Consider the following 15,426-nt stretch of genomic DNA (forward strand, 5'->3'; position numbering starts at 1 on the left):
GGAATAACCGCGTGGCACGTATTGCTGGCGTCAACATCCCCACGGGAAAGCGCGTTCCCGTCGCGCTGACCTATATCACCGGTATCGGCCCCTCGACCGCCGAACAGATCATCGCAGCGCTGAACATTGATGCGGCCCGCCGCGTCAACCAGCTGACTGACGACGAAGTTCTGGCGATCCGCGAGTACATCGACGCCAATCTGACCGTCGAAGGCGACCTTCGCCGCGAGACGCAGATGAACATCAAACGCATGATGGACATGGGCTCGTACCGTGGCCTGCGTCACCGCCGTAACCTGCCCGTCCGCGGCCAGCGTACCCATACCAACGCCCGCACCCGCAAGGGTCCGGCGAAGGCTATCGCCGGCAAGAAGAAGTAAGGGGAGGCAGGACCAATGGCTCGTGATACCAAAGTCGCGCGCGTCAAGCGCAAGGAACGGAAGAACATCGCCGCGGGTGTGGCGCATGTGAACTCGACGTTCAACAACACCAAGATCCTGATCTCGGACGTGCAGGGCAACGCCATCTCGTGGTCGTCGGCCGGCACCATGGGCTTCAAGGGCTCGCGGAAATCGACCCCCTACGCTGCACAGCTGGCGGCGGAAGATGCTGCGAAGAAGGCCCAGGAACACGGTCTGCGCACGCTCGAAGTCGAAGTGCAGGGCCCCGGTTCGGGCCGCGAATCGGCGCTGCGTGCGCTGGCGGCTGCCGGCCTGACCATTACCTCGATCCGCGACGTGACTCCGCTGGCGCACAATGGTTGCCGCCCGCCGAAGCGTCGCCGCGTCTGACGACTGCAAACCTTGCTCGGACCGCGCCCTCACGGGTGCGGTCCGATGCTGTCATTGAGAGACCCTCGGGCGTGTCCGGCTTCGGTCATGAGCCGGTCACAAGAATGGAGGCACATCCATGATCCACAAGAACTGGCAGGAACTGATCAAGCCCGCGCAGCTTGACGTACGCGCCGGTGCCGATCCGTCGCGGAAGGCCACCGTCGTTGCGGAGCCGCTCGAGCGCGGTTTCGGCCTGACGCTGGGCAACGCGCTGCGCCGCGTTCTGATGTCGTCGCTGCAAGGCGCGGCCATCACCTCGGTGCAGATCGACAACGTGCTGCACGAATTCTCCTCGGTCGCCGGGGTCCGCGAGGACGTCACGGATATCGTGCTGAACCTCAAGGGCGTCGCCCTGAAAATGGATGTGGACGGGCCCAAGCGCGTCACCATCTCGGCCCGTGGTCCGGCGCTGGTGAAAGCCGGCGACATCGCGGTGACCAACGGGATCGAAGTCCTCAACAAGGATCACGTGATCTGCCACCTCGATGACGGCGCTGAGCTGTTCATGGAACTGACGGTCAATACCGGCAAGGGCTATGTCGGCGCGGACAAGAACCGCCCCGAAGACGCCCCCATCGGCCTGATCCCGATCGACGCGATCTATTCGCCGGTCAGGAAAGTCGCCTACGAAGTCACGCCGACCCGCGAAGGTCAGGTGCTGGACTACGACAAGCTGACGATGAAAATCGAAACCGACGGCTCGGTCACGCCTGAGGACGCCGTGGCCTTCGCCGCGCGCATCCTGCAAGACCAGCTGCAGGTCTTCGTGAACTTCGAAGAGCCGGAAGCGGCTGGTCGCGGTGCGGACGACGACGGTCTCGAGTTCAACCCGCTTCTGCTGAAGAAGGTGGACGAGCTGGAACTGTCGGTGCGTTCGGCCAACTGCCTGAAGAACGACAACATCGTCTATATCGGCGACCTGATCCAGAAAACCGAAGCCGAGATGCTCCGCACCCCGAACTTCGGTCGCAAGTCGCTCAACGAGATCAAGGAAGTGCTTTCGGGCATGGGTCTGCATCTCGGGATGGAAGTCGAAGACTGGCCGCCGGAAAACATCGAAGAGCTGGCCAAGCGCTTCGAAGACCAGTTCTGAGAACCGGTCGCAAGGATCGGTGCGTGCCATAGCACGCACCCTACAGCCCCGGGGACGGGCGGCCACCGCCCTTCCCCCAAAATGCCCGGATAGCCGGGGAACAGACTGGGCATTCCGCCCCAACGACGCCCGCCGCAACGCACGGCAGGCAACACAAAGCAAAAGACGTCATAGGAGATCATCATGCGTCACGCCCGTGGTTACCGCCGCCTCAACCGCACCCATGAACACCGCAAGGCGCTGTTCTCGAACATGGCTGGCTCGCTGATCGAGCACGAGCAGATCAAGACCACTCTGCCCAAGGCCAAGGAACTGCGCCCGATCGTCGAGAAGCTGATCACGCTCGCCAAGCGCGGCGATCTGCATGCGCGCCGTCAGGCCGCCTCGATGCTGAAGGAAGACAAGGACGTCGCCAAGCTGTTCGAAGTCCTCGGCCCGCGCTACAAGGACCGTCAGGGCGGCTATCTGCGCGTGCTGAAAGCCGGCTTCCGCTATGGTGACATGGCGCCGATGGCGATCATCGAATTCGTCGAGCGCGACCTGAACGCCAAGGGCGCCGCCGACAAGGCCCGCCTTGAGCAGGACGCCTCGGAAGAATAAGTGCCGCGCCGCCTGCCGGCCCGGACCAGAACCCCCGCAGCCCGGCTGCGGGGGTTTTTCCTTTCTGTCAGGCCGCTTGACCGGGCGGGGCAGGGGCGTAAGCTTGGCCGGGTCGCAACCCGCAGGAGCCGCGCCCATGTCCCTGATCGCCATGATCCTTGTCGCGCTGATTGCGCTTTTGCATCTCTATATCCTGTGGCTCGAGATGTTCGCATGGGAGACGCGCGGACCCGCCGCCTTTCGCTCGCTCCCGCGCGAGCTGTTCCCGCAGACCAAGACGCTGGCGGCCAATCAGGGGCTCTATAACGGCTTTCTCGCCGCCGGGCTGATCTGGTCGCTGTTCATCGCCGACCCTGACTGGGCGCGCAACGTCGCCACCTGTTTCCTGCTTTTCGTGCTGGTCGCGGGCGCCTACGGGGCGCTGACGGCCAGCCGCCGGATCTTTCTGGTGCAGGGCGTGCCCGCGCTTCTGGCCTTGGCAGCGGTATGGCTGCTGTAGCGCCGCGTTCGCATTCGCGTGAGATATCTTGCGCCGCGCGCGCGCCATGACCATTCTGCCTTGCATCAAACGTCATCGGAGGCAGTCATGCGCGTCATCGGATTGGTCCTGATCGGGGCCGTCGCGGGGGTGGGGCTGACCATGGGGGCGATGCAGGCGCTCTCGCCGGTCAGTGCCGAGTCGATTTCCAACCCCGCGCCGCCCTCCGTCTCTCCGATCCCGCCCGCAGCCCCCGCCAATCAGCATGCCGGTCAGCGCCCGGCCCCCGTGCAGGCCCCCGTGCAGGCCCCCGTGCAGGCCCCCGTGCAGCCTGTTCTGGTGCAACAGCCCGCCATGGCGCAAGTCCCGACCAGTCAGGCGCAGATCCAGCTCAGCTTCGCGCCCGTGGTGCGGCAGACGGCACCCGCCGTGGTGTCGATCTATGCCCGCCGCGTGGTCGAAGCGCAGCAATCTCCGTTTTTCAACGATCCGCTCTTCGGCCAGCTGTTCGGGGGAAGCAGCCGCCCGCCCCGGGTGCAGAACGCGCTCGGCTCGGGCGTGATCCTGACCTCGGACGGGATCGTCGTGTCGAATTTCCATGTCGTGGGCAATGCCGACGATATCCGCGTCGTGCTGAATGACCGGCGCGAATTCACCGCCGAGGTGATCCTTGCCGACGAGACCAGCGACCTTGCCATCCTGCGACTGCAGGGCGCCAGCGACCTGCCCGCCATCCAGCTTGCCGATAGCGACCGGACCGAAGTGGGCGATCTGGTGCTGGCCATCGGCAATCCGTTCGGCGTGGGACAGACCGTCAGCAGCGGCATCGTCAGCGCCCTGGCGCGCTCGGGCCTCGCGGTGGGGTCGGGGACCGGCTATTTCATCCAGACTGACGCGGCGATCAATCCGGGCAATTCGGGCGGCGCGCTGGTGGATATGTCCGGGCGACTGGTGGGCATCAACTCGGCGATTCTGACGCGCTCGGGCGGGTCGAACGGGATCGGCTTTGCGATCCCCGCGAATCTTGTGGCGCAGGTCGTGGCGCAGGCCGAGGGCGGCGCGACCGCCTTTCAGCGCCCATGGATGGGGATGAGCGGGCAATCCGTCGACGCGACGCTGGCCGAGGCGCTGGGTCTGGGTCTGCCGCAGGGCGTGGCGATCACCGAACTTCATCCGCAAAGCCCGCTTGCCCGCGCCGGTCTGCAAAGCGGCGACGTGGTGCTGGCGGTGAATGATGAGCCGGTGAATTCGCCGCAGGAAATGATGTTCCGCCTGTCGGCGGGCGGCATCGGCGGCGAGGCCACGCTGACGTGGCAGCGCGGGACCGACCGGCGCGAGTCGGGCGTGGCCCTTGTCGCGCCGCCCGAAACCCCGGCCCGTAACCGCCTGACCGTGCGCAGCATGGCCTTGCGCGGGCTGGTGGCCGAGACGATCAACCCGGCGGTCGCGGCAGAGCAGGGGCTTGACCCGCAGGCGACGGGCGTCGTCGTGGTCGAGGTGGCCGATCTCGCCGCCCGCGCTGGCCTGCAGCCGGGCGACGTGTTGTTGTCGGTCAATCGTCAGCGCGTCGGCGACACCGCTGCGCTCGACCGCGCGCTCAGCGATCCCTCGCGCTACTGGGAGGTCGAACTGATGCGTGGCGGCCGTCGAAGCGTGTTGCGCTTCCGGATCTGATCAGGCCCGCATGCGCGGCACGTCGTTGGGATCGAGCCGCAATTCGATCAGCAGCGGCTTGTCGCGGGTCTCGATGGCTTTCATCGCGGTGTCCAGTTCATCGTCCGAGGTGACAAGGATCCCCTGTCCCCCCAGCGCGGTGGCGACATCGGCGAAAGAGGGCCATTCGAACTGCGCAAGGCCGGGGTCCATCTGCCGGTCGAGAAACTGGATATGCTCGGCCCCATAGGCGCTGTCATTGGCGACGATGACGATCAGGTCCTGTTTCAGCCGCACGGCGGTATTGAACTCGTTCACGCCGCCCATCATGAAGCCGCCATCGCCCGTGAACAGCACCACGGGCCGGTCTGGCGCAGCGATGCCGGCGCCGATCGCCACCTGCAGACCCAGCCCGATCGAGCCGAAATTCGTCGTGGCGACGAAGCTGCGCGCGTCAGGGCATGAGATCCGGCACCACACCTCGGTCATGAAGCGCCCGCCATCGGTGGTCAGCAAACGATTTTCCGGCAGTGCCTTTTCCAACCGCTCCAGCGCCTGCACGTAGTTGATGCAGCCCTCGGCGGTCTCGCTCGGGCGTCCGACCGGGTGGCGCGTCAGCTCATCGATATCCAGCTCTTTGGCGAAGCCGGTGGGGGCGATCTCGGCCTCGTCCAGCCACCAGACGATGTTGTCGGCGGTCAGCCCCGCATCCGAGACCAGAACCGCGTCGGGGCGGAAATTCTTCGCCGCCGCTGTGGCGTCCGAGTTGATCTGAACGACCCGCTTGCCCTTCATCAGCTTGCTCTGATCGGTGGTGAAGTGATGCAGGCTCGAGCCGAAGGCCACGACGCAATCGGCCTTGGCGATGGCCTCGTAGGCGGCGGGCGTCGACAGCGTGCCGAAGATCCCCATATTCGACGGATGACCGCGAAACAGGTCCTTGGCTTTGAGCGTGGTGGCCAGCGGGGCCTCCATCCGTTCGGCCAGCGCGATGATCTTGTCGCGGGCATCCAGAGCGCCCACACCGGCCAGCACGATGGGCCGCTTGGCCGAGGCGATCATCCCCACCGCCTGATCCAGATCGTCGCCCTCGGGCACATAGGCGGGCGCACCGAAGACCGGGAAGACACGGGCTTCATGCGTGACCTGTTGCCACATGAAATCGGCGGGCATGTTCAGCACGATGGGCCGCCGTTCAACCCGCGCGCGGTGGATGGCGTGGGCGACATCGTAGCTGGCCGTTTCCGGTGCGCGCATCTGCAAGAAGCCCGCGCCGGTGATCTGAACCACCTCGCGCTGGTCGATATTCTGCAGATTCTGCGGCGCCATCACCGCCGTGTCACCGGCCAGCAGCACCATCGGCACCTGCGCGCGGGCGGCCTCGACCAGCGCGGTCACGCAATTGGTCAACGCCGGGCCATGGGTCACGGTGGCGACCGCCACGCTCTGGGCGATGCGGGCATGGGCAGCGGCCATCAGCACCGCGCTGCCTTCATAGGCCACGGGCACGAACTGGCCCCCGCCGGCGCGGACGTAATGGTCGACCATGAACAGGTTCGCGTCACCCATCAGGCCGAACATCGTGGTGATCCCATGATCCAGCACGGCCTGCGCGATGGATTGGTGAACATAGGTTTTCGTGTCGGACATTGTAATCTCCCTGATGCCGTCAAAGATGCATCCATGCCGCCTGAATGCAACACGGGCCGTTGCAGTTGCAAGAATAACGTCGCGCGTTCGCCCTCTCTTTCCGTGCGCCCGTGCAGCCTTTACATTGGCGCCATGGCCGACCTCTTCGATTCCTCGCCCGACGGCGCCCCTGACACGCATGCAGACGCCCCGCGTCCGCTGGCCGACCGGCTGCGGCCCAAGGCGCTGGACGAAGTGATCGGGCAAGAGGCCGTGCTGGGCCCCGACGGCCCGCTGGGCGCAATGCTGGCGGCGGGGACGCTGTCGTCGCTGATCCTGTGGGGGCCGCCCGGCGTGGGCAAGACCACCATTGCCCGCCTGCTTGCCAAGGCGACGGACCTCCATTTCGTTCAGATCAGCGCGATCTTCTCGGGCGTGCCTGAGCTGCGCAAGGTGTTCGAGGCGGCCAAGATGCGGCGGCAGAACGGGCAGGGGACCCTGCTGTTCGTCGACGAGATCCACCGCTTCAACAAGGCGCAGCAGGACGGCTTTCTGCCGCATATGGAAGACGGCACGATCCTGCTGATCGGCGCCACGACCGAAAACCCGTCTTTCGAGCTGAACGCCGCCGTGTTGTCGCGTGCGCAGGTCATCACGCTCAAGCGCCTGTCGCTGGCCGATCTGGAACGGATGGCCGAACGCGCCGAGCACGAGATGGGCCGCAAACTGCCGCTCACGGTCGAGGCGCGCGACGTGCTGATGGAAATGGCCGATGGCGACGGTCGGGCGATGCTGAACCTGATCGAGCAGGTCATGGCGTGGAAAGTGCCCGGCTCGCTGGCGCCCGACGCGCTGGCCAAGCGGCTGATGCGACGCGCGGCGAAATACGACAAGTCGGGCGACGAGCATTACAACCTGATCTCGGCGCTGCACAAATCGGTGCGCGGCTCGGATCCCGATGCGGCGCTTTACTGGTTTGCGCGGATGCTCGAAGGGGGCGAAGACCCGCGCTTTCTGGCCCGCCGTCTGACCCGGATGGCGGTCGAGGATATCGGGCTGGCCGATCCGCAGGCGCAGGCGGTGTGTCTGGATGCGTGGCAGACCTATGAGCGGCTGGGCAGCCCCGAGGGCGAACTGGCGCTGGCGCAATCGGTGGTCTATCTGGCGCTCGCGCCCAAATCGAACGCGGTCTACGTGGCCTATAAGGCCGCGCGGCAGCTGGCGCAGAAGACCGGCAGCGCAATGCCGCCCGCGCATATCCTCAACGCCCCCACCAAGCTGATGGAGGAACAAGGCTATGGCGCGGGCTATCAATACGACCATGACGCGCAGGACGGCTTCAGCGGACAGAACTATTTTCCCGACGGTGTGAAGCGCCCGGTTCTGTATGCGCCGCCCGAACGCGGGTTCGAGCGTGAGCTGAAGAAGCGGGTCGACTATTTTGCCAAGCTTCGCAGCCGCCGCAGCGGCGCGTGATCCCCTGTTCAGCTTGACTTTGCGGCCCGCCCGCGCGAAGGCAGCGCCATGTTGACAACCCTTCTTCAAGTCGCCCTCGGGGGCGCCATCGGCGCCTCGGGCCGCTACCTGACCGGGGTGGCGGCGATCCGTGTCATAGGGCCGGGCTTTCCGTGGGGAACGCTGACGGTGAATGTCGTGGGCTCGTTCGTGATGGGCGTTGTCGTCGTCGCGCTGGGCCATCTCGGCGCCAACCGTTTCGCGCCCCTGCTGATGACCGGCGTGCTGGGCGGATTCACCACTTTTTCGGCCTTCTCCCTCGACGCGATGACGATCTGGGAGCGCGGCGACCACCTGACGGCGGGGCTCTATGTGCTGGCCTCGGTGGGTCTGTCGCTGGCGGCGATTTTCGCCGGGCTGGCAATCGCAAGGAGCCTTTTGGCATGAGCGGCGTGCAAACCATTACCGTGGCCGAGGACGAGGGCGAACAGCGCCTCGACCGCTGGCTGAAGAAGAAATTCCCGCAAGTCACGCAGGGCATGGTGGAGAAGTTCTGCCGCAAGGGCGAGCTGCGGCTCGACGGCAAGCGCGTGAAGTCGGGCGACCGGATCGAAGCCGGGCAAAGCGTGCGCATCCCGCCGCTGCCCGACGCCGCCCCGCCGCCGCCGACGCGCGTGCCCGGTATCCCCGATGCCGATGCCGAGATGATCCGCGACTGCGTGTTGTGGAAGGACGAGCATATCATCGCCCTCAACAAGCCCCCCGGCCTGCCCTCGCAGGGTGGCTCGGGGCAGGGCAACCGCCATGTCGACGGGCTGACCGAAGCGCTGAAATTCGGCTACAAGGACCGCCCCGTGCTGGTCCACCGGCTGGACAAGGACACCTCGGGCGTGCTGCTGCTGGCGCGCACCCCGCGCGTCGCCCGCCGTCTGGGCGAAGCCTTCCGCGCGCGCAACACGCGCAAGATCTACTGGGCTATCGTTGCGGGCGTTCCGCAGCCGCTGATGGGCACGATCCGCTACGGGTTGGTGAAGGCGGGCTTGCGCGGCGAGAGCGAGAAGATGCGCTGCATCCATCCGGGCGAGGTCGAGAAGACCGACGGCGCCAAGCGGGCGACCACCGATTACGCCGTGCTTGACCGGCTGGGCAGCCGCGCGGCCTGGGTCGCGCTGGTGCCGATCACCGGGCGCACCCACCAGCTTCGCGCGCATATGGCCGAGATGGGGCATCCGATCATCGGCGACGGCAAATACGGCGGCTCGGGGCAGGAGAATCTGGGCGATGGCTGGGGTGCGCAGCTGGGCGGGGATATCAGCCGTAAGCTGCACCTGCATGCCCGCCGCATCAGCTTCGAACACCCGATCACCGGCAAGCCGATCCTGATCGAGGCGCCGCTGCCCGAGCATATGGCGCGCAGCTGGAAGACGCTGGGCTGGCGCGAGACCGATGTGCCCGCCGATCCGTTCGAGGAACAGGAATGACGGATTTGCGACTTGTGATCTTCGATGTCGATGGCACGCTTGTCGACAGTCAGGCCGATATCGTCGCCTCGATGACGCATGCCTTTCTGGCGCAGCATCTGATCGTGCCGCCGGTGGACGCGATCAAGGGGATTGTCGGTCTGTCGCTGCCCGTGGCGATGATCCGTCTTGCGCCCGACGTGCCCGCCGCCACCCATGACGCGCTGGTCGAAGGCTACAAGCGCGCCTATCAGGCGCTGCGGATCCAGAATGGCGCCAAGGGCAGCCCGCTTTATCCCGGCGCGCGCGCGGCGCTCGACCGGCTGGGCGACGACCCGCTGATGCAACTGGCCGTCGCGACGGGCAAGTCCCGCCGCGGGCTCGACAGCCTGCTCGAGTCGCATGGGCTGCAGGGGGTCTTCGTCGCCACGCAGGTGGCCGACGATCACCCGTCGAAACCGCATCCCTCGATGATCGAGGCCTGTCTGCGTGAGACGGGCGTCGAGGCGGGGCAGGCGGTCATCGTCGGCGATACCGAATTCGACATCGAAATGGGCCGCGCGGCGGGCATCCACACCATTGGCGTGACATGGGGGTATCACCCGCGCACGCGGCTGGCACAGGCCGACAGGCTGATCGACGGTTTCGATCAGCTCGACTCGGCGCTCGACACGATATGGGGGCAGGCATGAGCGATTGGGCACCCAAGAAATTCTGGACCGAAGCCACGGTGGCCGAGCTGCCCGAGGGCTTCACGGTGCGCCTTGATGGCCGTCCGGTAAAAACGCCCGCCAAGGCGCCGCTGGTCATCCCGACGCGGGAAATGGCAGAGCTGGTCGCGGCCGAATGGCACGCGCAGGAAGACAAGATCGTGCCCGACACGATGCCCGCCACCCGCGCTGCCAACGCCGCCATCGACAAGGTGCGCGGCCAGTTCGCCGAAGTGGCCGGGATCATCACCGCGTATGGCGAAACGGATCTGCTGTGCTACCGCGCGGATAGTCCCGCCGAGCTGGTCGCGCGTCAGCGCGTGGCATGGGACCCGCTTCTGGAATGGTCGGCGGGCCGGTACGGGGTGCGCTGGAACGTCACCACCGGCGTCATGCCGACCCCGCAGCCCCCCGAAACGCTGGACGTACTGCGCCGCCATGTCGAAGGCTACACGCCCTTTCAGCTGACCGCCTTTCACGATCTGGTGGCGATGTCGGGGTCCATGGTGATCGGCCTTGCCGCAGCCGAGAGAATCGCCTCGGTCGACGCGCTCTGGGCCGCGTCTCGAATCGATGAGGACTGGCAGATCGAGCAATGGGGCGAGGATGAAGAGGCACAGCGCCTGACCTTGGCGCGACGTCATGCCTTTTCCAACGCTGCCCGTTTTTTCGCCGCCAGCACCCTGTAGCGCATAGCCGTTTTGCTGCACCAAAACACGCCCGGCCACGGGCTGTTGCCGCTTGCCTGTGCAGGCTGCCCAGAAATGATTGACTTGACGGACAATAATAATCGGCACAAATTCGCTTACGCAGCATCGTCAAAGATGCGCCGCATTGCCACAGCAATGACGGGCCGGGAGCAAACCGGCTGAGCTTGGCCCCGCAGGGGGTCGAACTGACCGCCGCAATCAGCGGTGTAAACAGGAAGAGGTAAAGATGAAACAATCGGTATTTCTGGGGACGCTGGCCGCAGCGGCTGTTGCCGGGAGCTTCGCGTCGGCCACGACGCTTGAAGACGTCCAGGCTGCAGGCACGCTGAACTGCGGTGTGTCGACCGGTGTGAACGGCTTCTCGGCCCCCGACGCCAACGGCGTCTGGCAGGGCTTTGACGTTGCTGTCTGCCGTGCTGTCGCCGCTGCCGTTCTGGGCGACCCGATGGCCGTGAACTTTGTGCCGACCACGGGCCAGACCCGCTTCACCGCGCTGGCCTCGGGCGAAATCGACCTGCTGGCGCGTAACACCACCTGGACCTTCTCGCGCGATGTGGACCTTGGTTTCACCTTCGTGGGCGTGAACTACTATGACGGTCAGGGCTTCATGGTTCCGCGTGAGCTGGGCGTGTCCTCGGCCACCGAGCTGGACGGCGCCACCGTCTGCATCCAGACCGGCACCACCACCGAGCTGAACCTTGCGGACTATTTCCGCGTCAACAACATGTCGTACGAGCCGGTTCCGATCGAAACCAACGCCGAAGCGCAGCAGCAGTACCTTGCCGGTGCCTGCGACGTCTACACCACCGATGCGTCGGGCCTGGCTGCCACCCGCGCCTCGTTCGAGACCCCGGGCGATCACGTGATCCTGCCCGAGATCATCTCGAAAGAGCCGCTCGGTCCGCTCGTCCGTCAGGGCGATGACCAATGGGCCGACATCAACCGCTGGGTGCTGAACGCGCTGATCGCGGCGGAAGAGCTCGGCGTGACCTCGGCCAATCTCGAGCAGATGGCTGCCGGCACCGACAACCCGGAAATCAACCGCCTGCTGGGCACCGAGGGTGATCTCGGCGCGATGCTGGGCCTGTCGTCCGAATTCGCCCGCAACGCCATTGCCGCGGGCGGCAACTACGGCGAGATCTTCGCCGCAACGATCGGTGAGGCGACGCCAATCGGTCTGGCGCGCGGTCTGAACGCGCAGTGGACTCAGGGCGGCCTGATCTACGCACCGCCCTTCCGCTAAGGGCAAGACAAGCGGCGCGCGATGGGACCATCGCGCGCCGTTTTCCTTTTCAGACAACGCATAACCGTACCACCCGACGCCGCAAGACCGGCGCGAGGAATAACAATATCGGTACGGATGCAGGGAGACATTTTATGGCAATGGACAGCGGGGCCCCACAGAGGTCCTTCACTCTGGGTATGCTGCTGTACGACACGCGTTATCGCTCGTACACGATCCAGATCTTCGCCTTGATCCTGCTGATGCTGGGCGCCGCCTGGCTGGTGGACAACACGATCCGCAACCTCGCGGCTCTGGGCAAGGACTTCTCGTTCGACTTCCTCTGGAGCACCTCGGGCTACGATATCTCGCAGCGCCCGATCGAATACGACAGCACCTATACCCATGGCCGCGCCGCCATCGTCGGCCTTTTGAACACGCTGATCCTTGCGGTCATGGCCTGCGCCACCGCGACTGTCATCGGCGTTATCGCCGGGGTTCTGCGGCTCTCGAAGAACTGGATCGTCGCCAAGCTGATGACGATCTATGTCGAGACCTTCCGCAACGTGCCGGTGCTGATCTGGATTATCGTCGTCTCGGCGGTGATGTCGGAATCGATGCCCGCCCCGCGCGACTTCCGCGGCGACACGCCCGCGGCCTCGATGGTGTTCGACGCCGTCGCCATCACCAATCGCGGCGTCTATGTTCCCGGCCCGCTTTTCGACAACAGCCTCGGCTCGTTCAACTTCCTTGGCGTGCAGCCCTCGCTTGACATCATCGCGGTGATCGCCGTGATCGCGCTGTCGATCTGGGCCAATGTGCTGCTGCTGCGCCACGCGGCCAAGGTGCAGAACGCCACCGGCATCCGCCCCAAGACGTGGTGGAAGTCGATCCTGATCCTGCTGGCGCCGATCACCATCCTGCTGTTCGCGCTGGGCTTCCATCTGGATTATCCCGAGCTTCGCGGCTTCAACTTCCAAGGCGGGATCCAGATGCGGAACTCGCTGCTTGCGATGTGGCTGGGGCTGTCGATCTATACCGGCGCCTTCATCGCCGAGATCGTCCGCGCCGGTATCCTTGCCATCAACAAGGGGCAGACCGAAGCCGCCTTTGCGCTGGGCGTCCAGCCGAGCAAGACGATGCGGCTTGTGATTCTGCCGCAGGCGCTGCGCGTCATCGTTCCGCCGCTGATCTCGCAATATCTCAACATTACCAAGAACACCTCGCTGGGCCTTGCCGTGGGGTATATGGACCTTCGCTCGACGCTGGGCGGCATCACCATCAACCAGACCGGACGCGAGCTGGAAGGGATGATGTTGATGATGCTCATCTATCTGGTGGTGAGCCTCGCGATCTCGACGGCGATGAACATCTACAACAACCGCGTCAGACTGAAGGAGCGGTGAGATGAGCGACACACACGCACAAACCGTCCCCTTCGTCCGCGACACGATGCTGCCCGAGGCCGAACCCCCGGCCAGCGAGATGGGCGCGACGAAATGGGTTCGCGAGAACCTGTTCAACGGCTGGGTCAGCGCGATCCTGACCCTGCTGTCGATCGCCGCCGTCGCCTTTCTGGTCTATGAACTGTTCCCGTGGTTCGCCAATTCGGTCTGGAACGCCAATTCGCTGACCGAATGCCGCGAGATCCTCGACGGCGCGACCGGTGCCTGCTGGGCGGTGATCCGGGTCAACTGGCTGCAGCTGATCTTCGGCTTCTACCCGCCCGAGCTTTACTGGCGTCCGATCCTTGCCTTCGTGCTGCTGCTTGTCGCGGTGGCGCCCGTGCTGTTTCCGGCAGCGCCCAAGAACCTGCTGTATTTCTCGGCGGTCTACCCGTTCATCGGCGTATGGCTGCTGTGGGGCGGCCCGATCTGGGGTGTGCTGGTCGCGGCGATGGGCTTCGTCATCGGCTATCTGGTGCTGCGCCTGCTCAGCGCGTTCGGTGCGCTGATCCAGACCGGCGGCGCGGTGATCGCGGCGTTGATCTGGTGGATTTTCTTTGCCGGCATGGTCATCGACACGCTGTCGACTGCGCTGCCCATCGGTATCGAGGCCGTTCCGTCGCGCGAATTCGGCGGCTTCATGATCTCGATCGTCATCGGCGTGTCGGGCATCGCCTTGTCGCTGCCGCTGGGGATCCTGCTGGCGCTGGGGCGGCAATCGAACATGCCGCTCATCAAGGGCGTCTCGGTCGTCTTCATCGAGTTCATCCGCGGCGTGCCGCTGATTACCCTGCTGTTCACGGCCTCGCTGCTTCTGAACTACTTCCTGCCGCCGGGCACGAATTTCGACCTGATCCTGCGCGTGATCATCATGGTGACGCTGTTCGCCACCGCCTATATGGCCGAGGTGATCCGGGGCGGTCTGGCCGCCCTGCCGCGCGGCCAGTACGAAGGGGCCGATGCGCTTGGCCTCGATTACTGGAAGGCGCAGCGGCTGATCATCATGCCGCAGGCGCTGAAAATCTCGATCCCGGGCATCGTCAACACCTTCATCGGCCTGTTCAAGGATACCACGCTGGTGGTGTTCATCGGCCTTCTCGACCCGATCGGCCGGGCCAGCGCGATCCGCGCGACCTCGGACTGGCAGGGGATCTACTGGGAGCTGTTCATCTTCATCGGTGCCATCTTCTGGGTCTTCTGTTTCTCGATGTCGCGCTACTCGATGTATCTCGAGCGCCGCCTGCAGACCGACCATCGCTAAGGAGTTCCACCCATGGAAACCACGAATACCGCGGCAACCCGCAGCCAGATGACGGTCTCGGACGAGGTCGCGATCCAGATCACCAACATGAACAAGTGGTACGGCCAGTTCCACGTTCTGCGCGATATCAACCTGACCGTGAATCGCGGCGAACGGATCGTCATTGCCGGGCCCTCGGGCTCGGGCAAATCGACGATGATCCGCTGCATCAATCGGCTGGAGGAACACCAGAAGGGCACGATCATCGTCGACGGGACCGAGCTGTCTTCGGACCTCAAGAACATCGACAAGGTGCGGTCGGAAGTCGGGATGGTGTTCCAGCACTTCAACCTGTTCCCGCATCTGACGATTCTGGAAAACTGCACGCTGGCGCCGATCTGGGTACGCAAGATCCCCAAGCGCGAAGCCGAGGAAACGGCGATGCACTTCCTCGAAAAGGTGAAGATCCCCGAACAGGCCAACAAGTATCCCGGCCAGTTGTCGGGCGGTCAGCAACAGCGCGTGGCGATCGCCCGCTCGCTGTGCATGAAGCCGCGCATCATGCTGTTCGACGAACCGACCTCGGCGCTCGACCCCGAGATGATCAAGGAGGTGCTGGATACCATGATCCAGCTCGCCGAAGAGGGGATGACGATGCTCTGCGTGACCCACGAGATGGGCTTCGCGCAGGCGGTGGCGAACCGGGTGATCTTCATGGATCAGGGCCAGATCGTCGAGCAGAACGAACCTTACGAGTTCTTCAACAACCCGCAATCGGACCGGACCAAGCTGTTCCTGAGCCAGATCCTGGGTCACTGAACGGCGCGCTTTCCGGCGGGCTTCTGGCGGGCTGAAGAGAGGGGGGCTGTCTGCCCCCCTCTTTGCCTTACGGCAAATT

The 15,426-nt window shown here is 65.0% G+C and carries 16 protein-coding genes; 15 read left to right on the forward strand and 1 reads right to left on the reverse strand.

What is annotated here, in order from left to right; translation table 11 throughout:
* Nucleotides 1–11: 11 nt before the first annotated feature.
* From rpsM to JI664_RS22105, 6 genes are all read left to right on the forward strand, one after another.
* Nucleotides 12–380, forward strand: a complete 369-nt coding sequence (rpsM, locus tag JI664_RS22080; RefSeq protein ID WP_207015953.1) for a 30S ribosomal protein S13 — start codon at nucleotides 12–14, stop codon at nucleotides 378–380.
* A 15-nt stretch (nucleotides 381–395) separates the two neighbouring features.
* A complete protein-coding gene (rpsK, locus tag JI664_RS22085) occupies nucleotides 396–791 on the forward strand; it encodes a 30S ribosomal protein S11 (RefSeq protein ID WP_109534123.1) in 396 nt (131 codons plus the stop codon).
* A 118-nt stretch (nucleotides 792–909) separates the two neighbouring features.
* On the forward strand, nucleotides 910–1,926 hold the full coding sequence (locus tag JI664_RS22090; RefSeq protein ID WP_207015954.1) for a DNA-directed RNA polymerase subunit alpha: 1,017 nt from the start codon (nucleotides 910–912) through the stop codon (nucleotides 1,924–1,926).
* 183 nt (nucleotides 1,927–2,109) lie between these two features.
* Nucleotides 2,110–2,526 (forward strand): 50S ribosomal protein L17, encoded by a 417-nt coding sequence (gene rplQ / locus JI664_RS22095; protein WP_207015955.1) that lies wholly within the window; start codon nucleotides 2,110–2,112, stop codon nucleotides 2,524–2,526.
* Nucleotides 2,527–2,662: 136 nt separating this feature from the next.
* Nucleotides 2,663–3,025, forward strand: coding sequence for a DUF1304 domain-containing protein (locus JI664_RS22100; protein ID WP_286174237.1), 363 nt, complete (start codon nucleotides 2,663–2,665; stop codon nucleotides 3,023–3,025).
* Nucleotides 3,026–3,358: 333 nt separating this feature from the next.
* Nucleotides 3,359–4,678, forward strand: coding sequence for a trypsin-like peptidase domain-containing protein (locus tag JI664_RS22105; protein ID WP_207015966.1), 1,320 nt, complete (start codon nucleotides 3,359–3,361; stop codon nucleotides 4,676–4,678).
* Here JI664_RS22105 and JI664_RS22110 read toward each other — a convergent pair whose 3' ends face one another.
* Nucleotides 4,679–6,307: a thiamine pyrophosphate-binding protein gene (locus JI664_RS22110; protein ID WP_207015956.1), complete on the reverse strand. Its 1,629-nt coding sequence runs from the start codon at nucleotides 6,305–6,307 to the stop codon at nucleotides 4,679–4,681.
* A 132-nt stretch (nucleotides 6,308–6,439) separates the two neighbouring features.
* Here JI664_RS22110 and JI664_RS22115 point away from each other — a divergent pair, with 132 nt between their 5' ends.
* The 9 genes from JI664_RS22115 (at nucleotide 6,440) to JI664_RS22155 (ending at nucleotide 15,347) form a co-directional block, all read left to right on the forward strand.
* Nucleotides 6,440–7,762, forward strand: a complete 1,323-nt coding sequence (locus JI664_RS22115; protein WP_207015957.1) for a replication-associated recombination protein A — start codon at nucleotides 6,440–6,442, stop codon at nucleotides 7,760–7,762.
* 48 nt (nucleotides 7,763–7,810) lie between these two features.
* The gene (crcB, locus tag JI664_RS22120) at nucleotides 7,811–8,188 is read left to right on the forward strand and encodes a fluoride efflux transporter CrcB (RefSeq protein ID WP_207015958.1); all 378 of its coding nucleotides are present in this window, start codon (nucleotides 7,811–7,813) and stop codon (nucleotides 8,186–8,188) included.
* Nucleotides 8,185–9,222 carry an RluA family pseudouridine synthase gene (locus tag JI664_RS22125; RefSeq protein ID WP_207015959.1) on the forward strand — a complete coding sequence of 346 codons (1,038 nt, stop codon included), beginning with the start codon at nucleotides 8,185–8,187 and terminating at the stop codon, nucleotides 9,220–9,222. Before crcB ends, JI664_RS22125 begins: the two co-directional genes overlap by 4 nt.
* Nucleotides 9,219–9,893 carry an HAD-IA family hydrolase gene (locus JI664_RS22130; protein WP_207015960.1) on the forward strand — a complete coding sequence of 225 codons (675 nt, stop codon included), beginning with the start codon at nucleotides 9,219–9,221 and terminating at the stop codon, nucleotides 9,891–9,893. The genes JI664_RS22125 and JI664_RS22130 overlap by 4 nt, the downstream gene beginning before the upstream one ends.
* Nucleotides 9,890–10,600 carry an ATP12 family chaperone protein gene (locus tag JI664_RS22135; RefSeq protein WP_207015961.1) on the forward strand — a complete coding sequence of 237 codons (711 nt, stop codon included), beginning with the start codon at nucleotides 9,890–9,892 and terminating at the stop codon, nucleotides 10,598–10,600. The genes JI664_RS22130 and JI664_RS22135 overlap by 4 nt, the downstream gene beginning before the upstream one ends.
* Nucleotides 10,601–10,847: 247 nt before the next feature.
* Nucleotides 10,848–11,864: an amino acid ABC transporter substrate-binding protein gene (locus JI664_RS22140; RefSeq protein WP_207015962.1), complete on the forward strand. Its 1,017-nt coding sequence runs from the start codon at nucleotides 10,848–10,850 to the stop codon at nucleotides 11,862–11,864.
* Nucleotides 11,865–11,998: 134 nt separating this feature from the next.
* Complete coding sequence (locus JI664_RS22145; protein WP_207015963.1) at nucleotides 11,999–13,249, forward strand: amino acid ABC transporter permease; 1,251 nt, start codon at nucleotides 11,999–12,001, stop codon at nucleotides 13,247–13,249.
* A gap of 1 nt (nucleotide 13,250) precedes the next feature.
* Nucleotides 13,251–14,549, forward strand: coding sequence for an amino acid ABC transporter permease (locus tag JI664_RS22150; RefSeq protein ID WP_207015964.1), 1,299 nt, complete (start codon nucleotides 13,251–13,253; stop codon nucleotides 14,547–14,549).
* A 12-nt stretch (nucleotides 14,550–14,561) separates the two neighbouring features.
* Nucleotides 14,562–15,347 (forward strand): amino acid ABC transporter ATP-binding protein, encoded by a 786-nt coding sequence (locus JI664_RS22155; RefSeq protein ID WP_286174238.1) that lies wholly within the window; start codon nucleotides 14,562–14,564, stop codon nucleotides 15,345–15,347.
* Nucleotides 15,348–15,426 lie beyond the last annotated feature (79 nt).

Origin of the sequence: Rhodobacter sp. NTK016B, from assembly GCF_017303295.1 — a bacterium.
GTDB lineage: Bacteria > Pseudomonadota > Alphaproteobacteria > Rhodobacterales > Rhodobacteraceae > Pararhodobacter.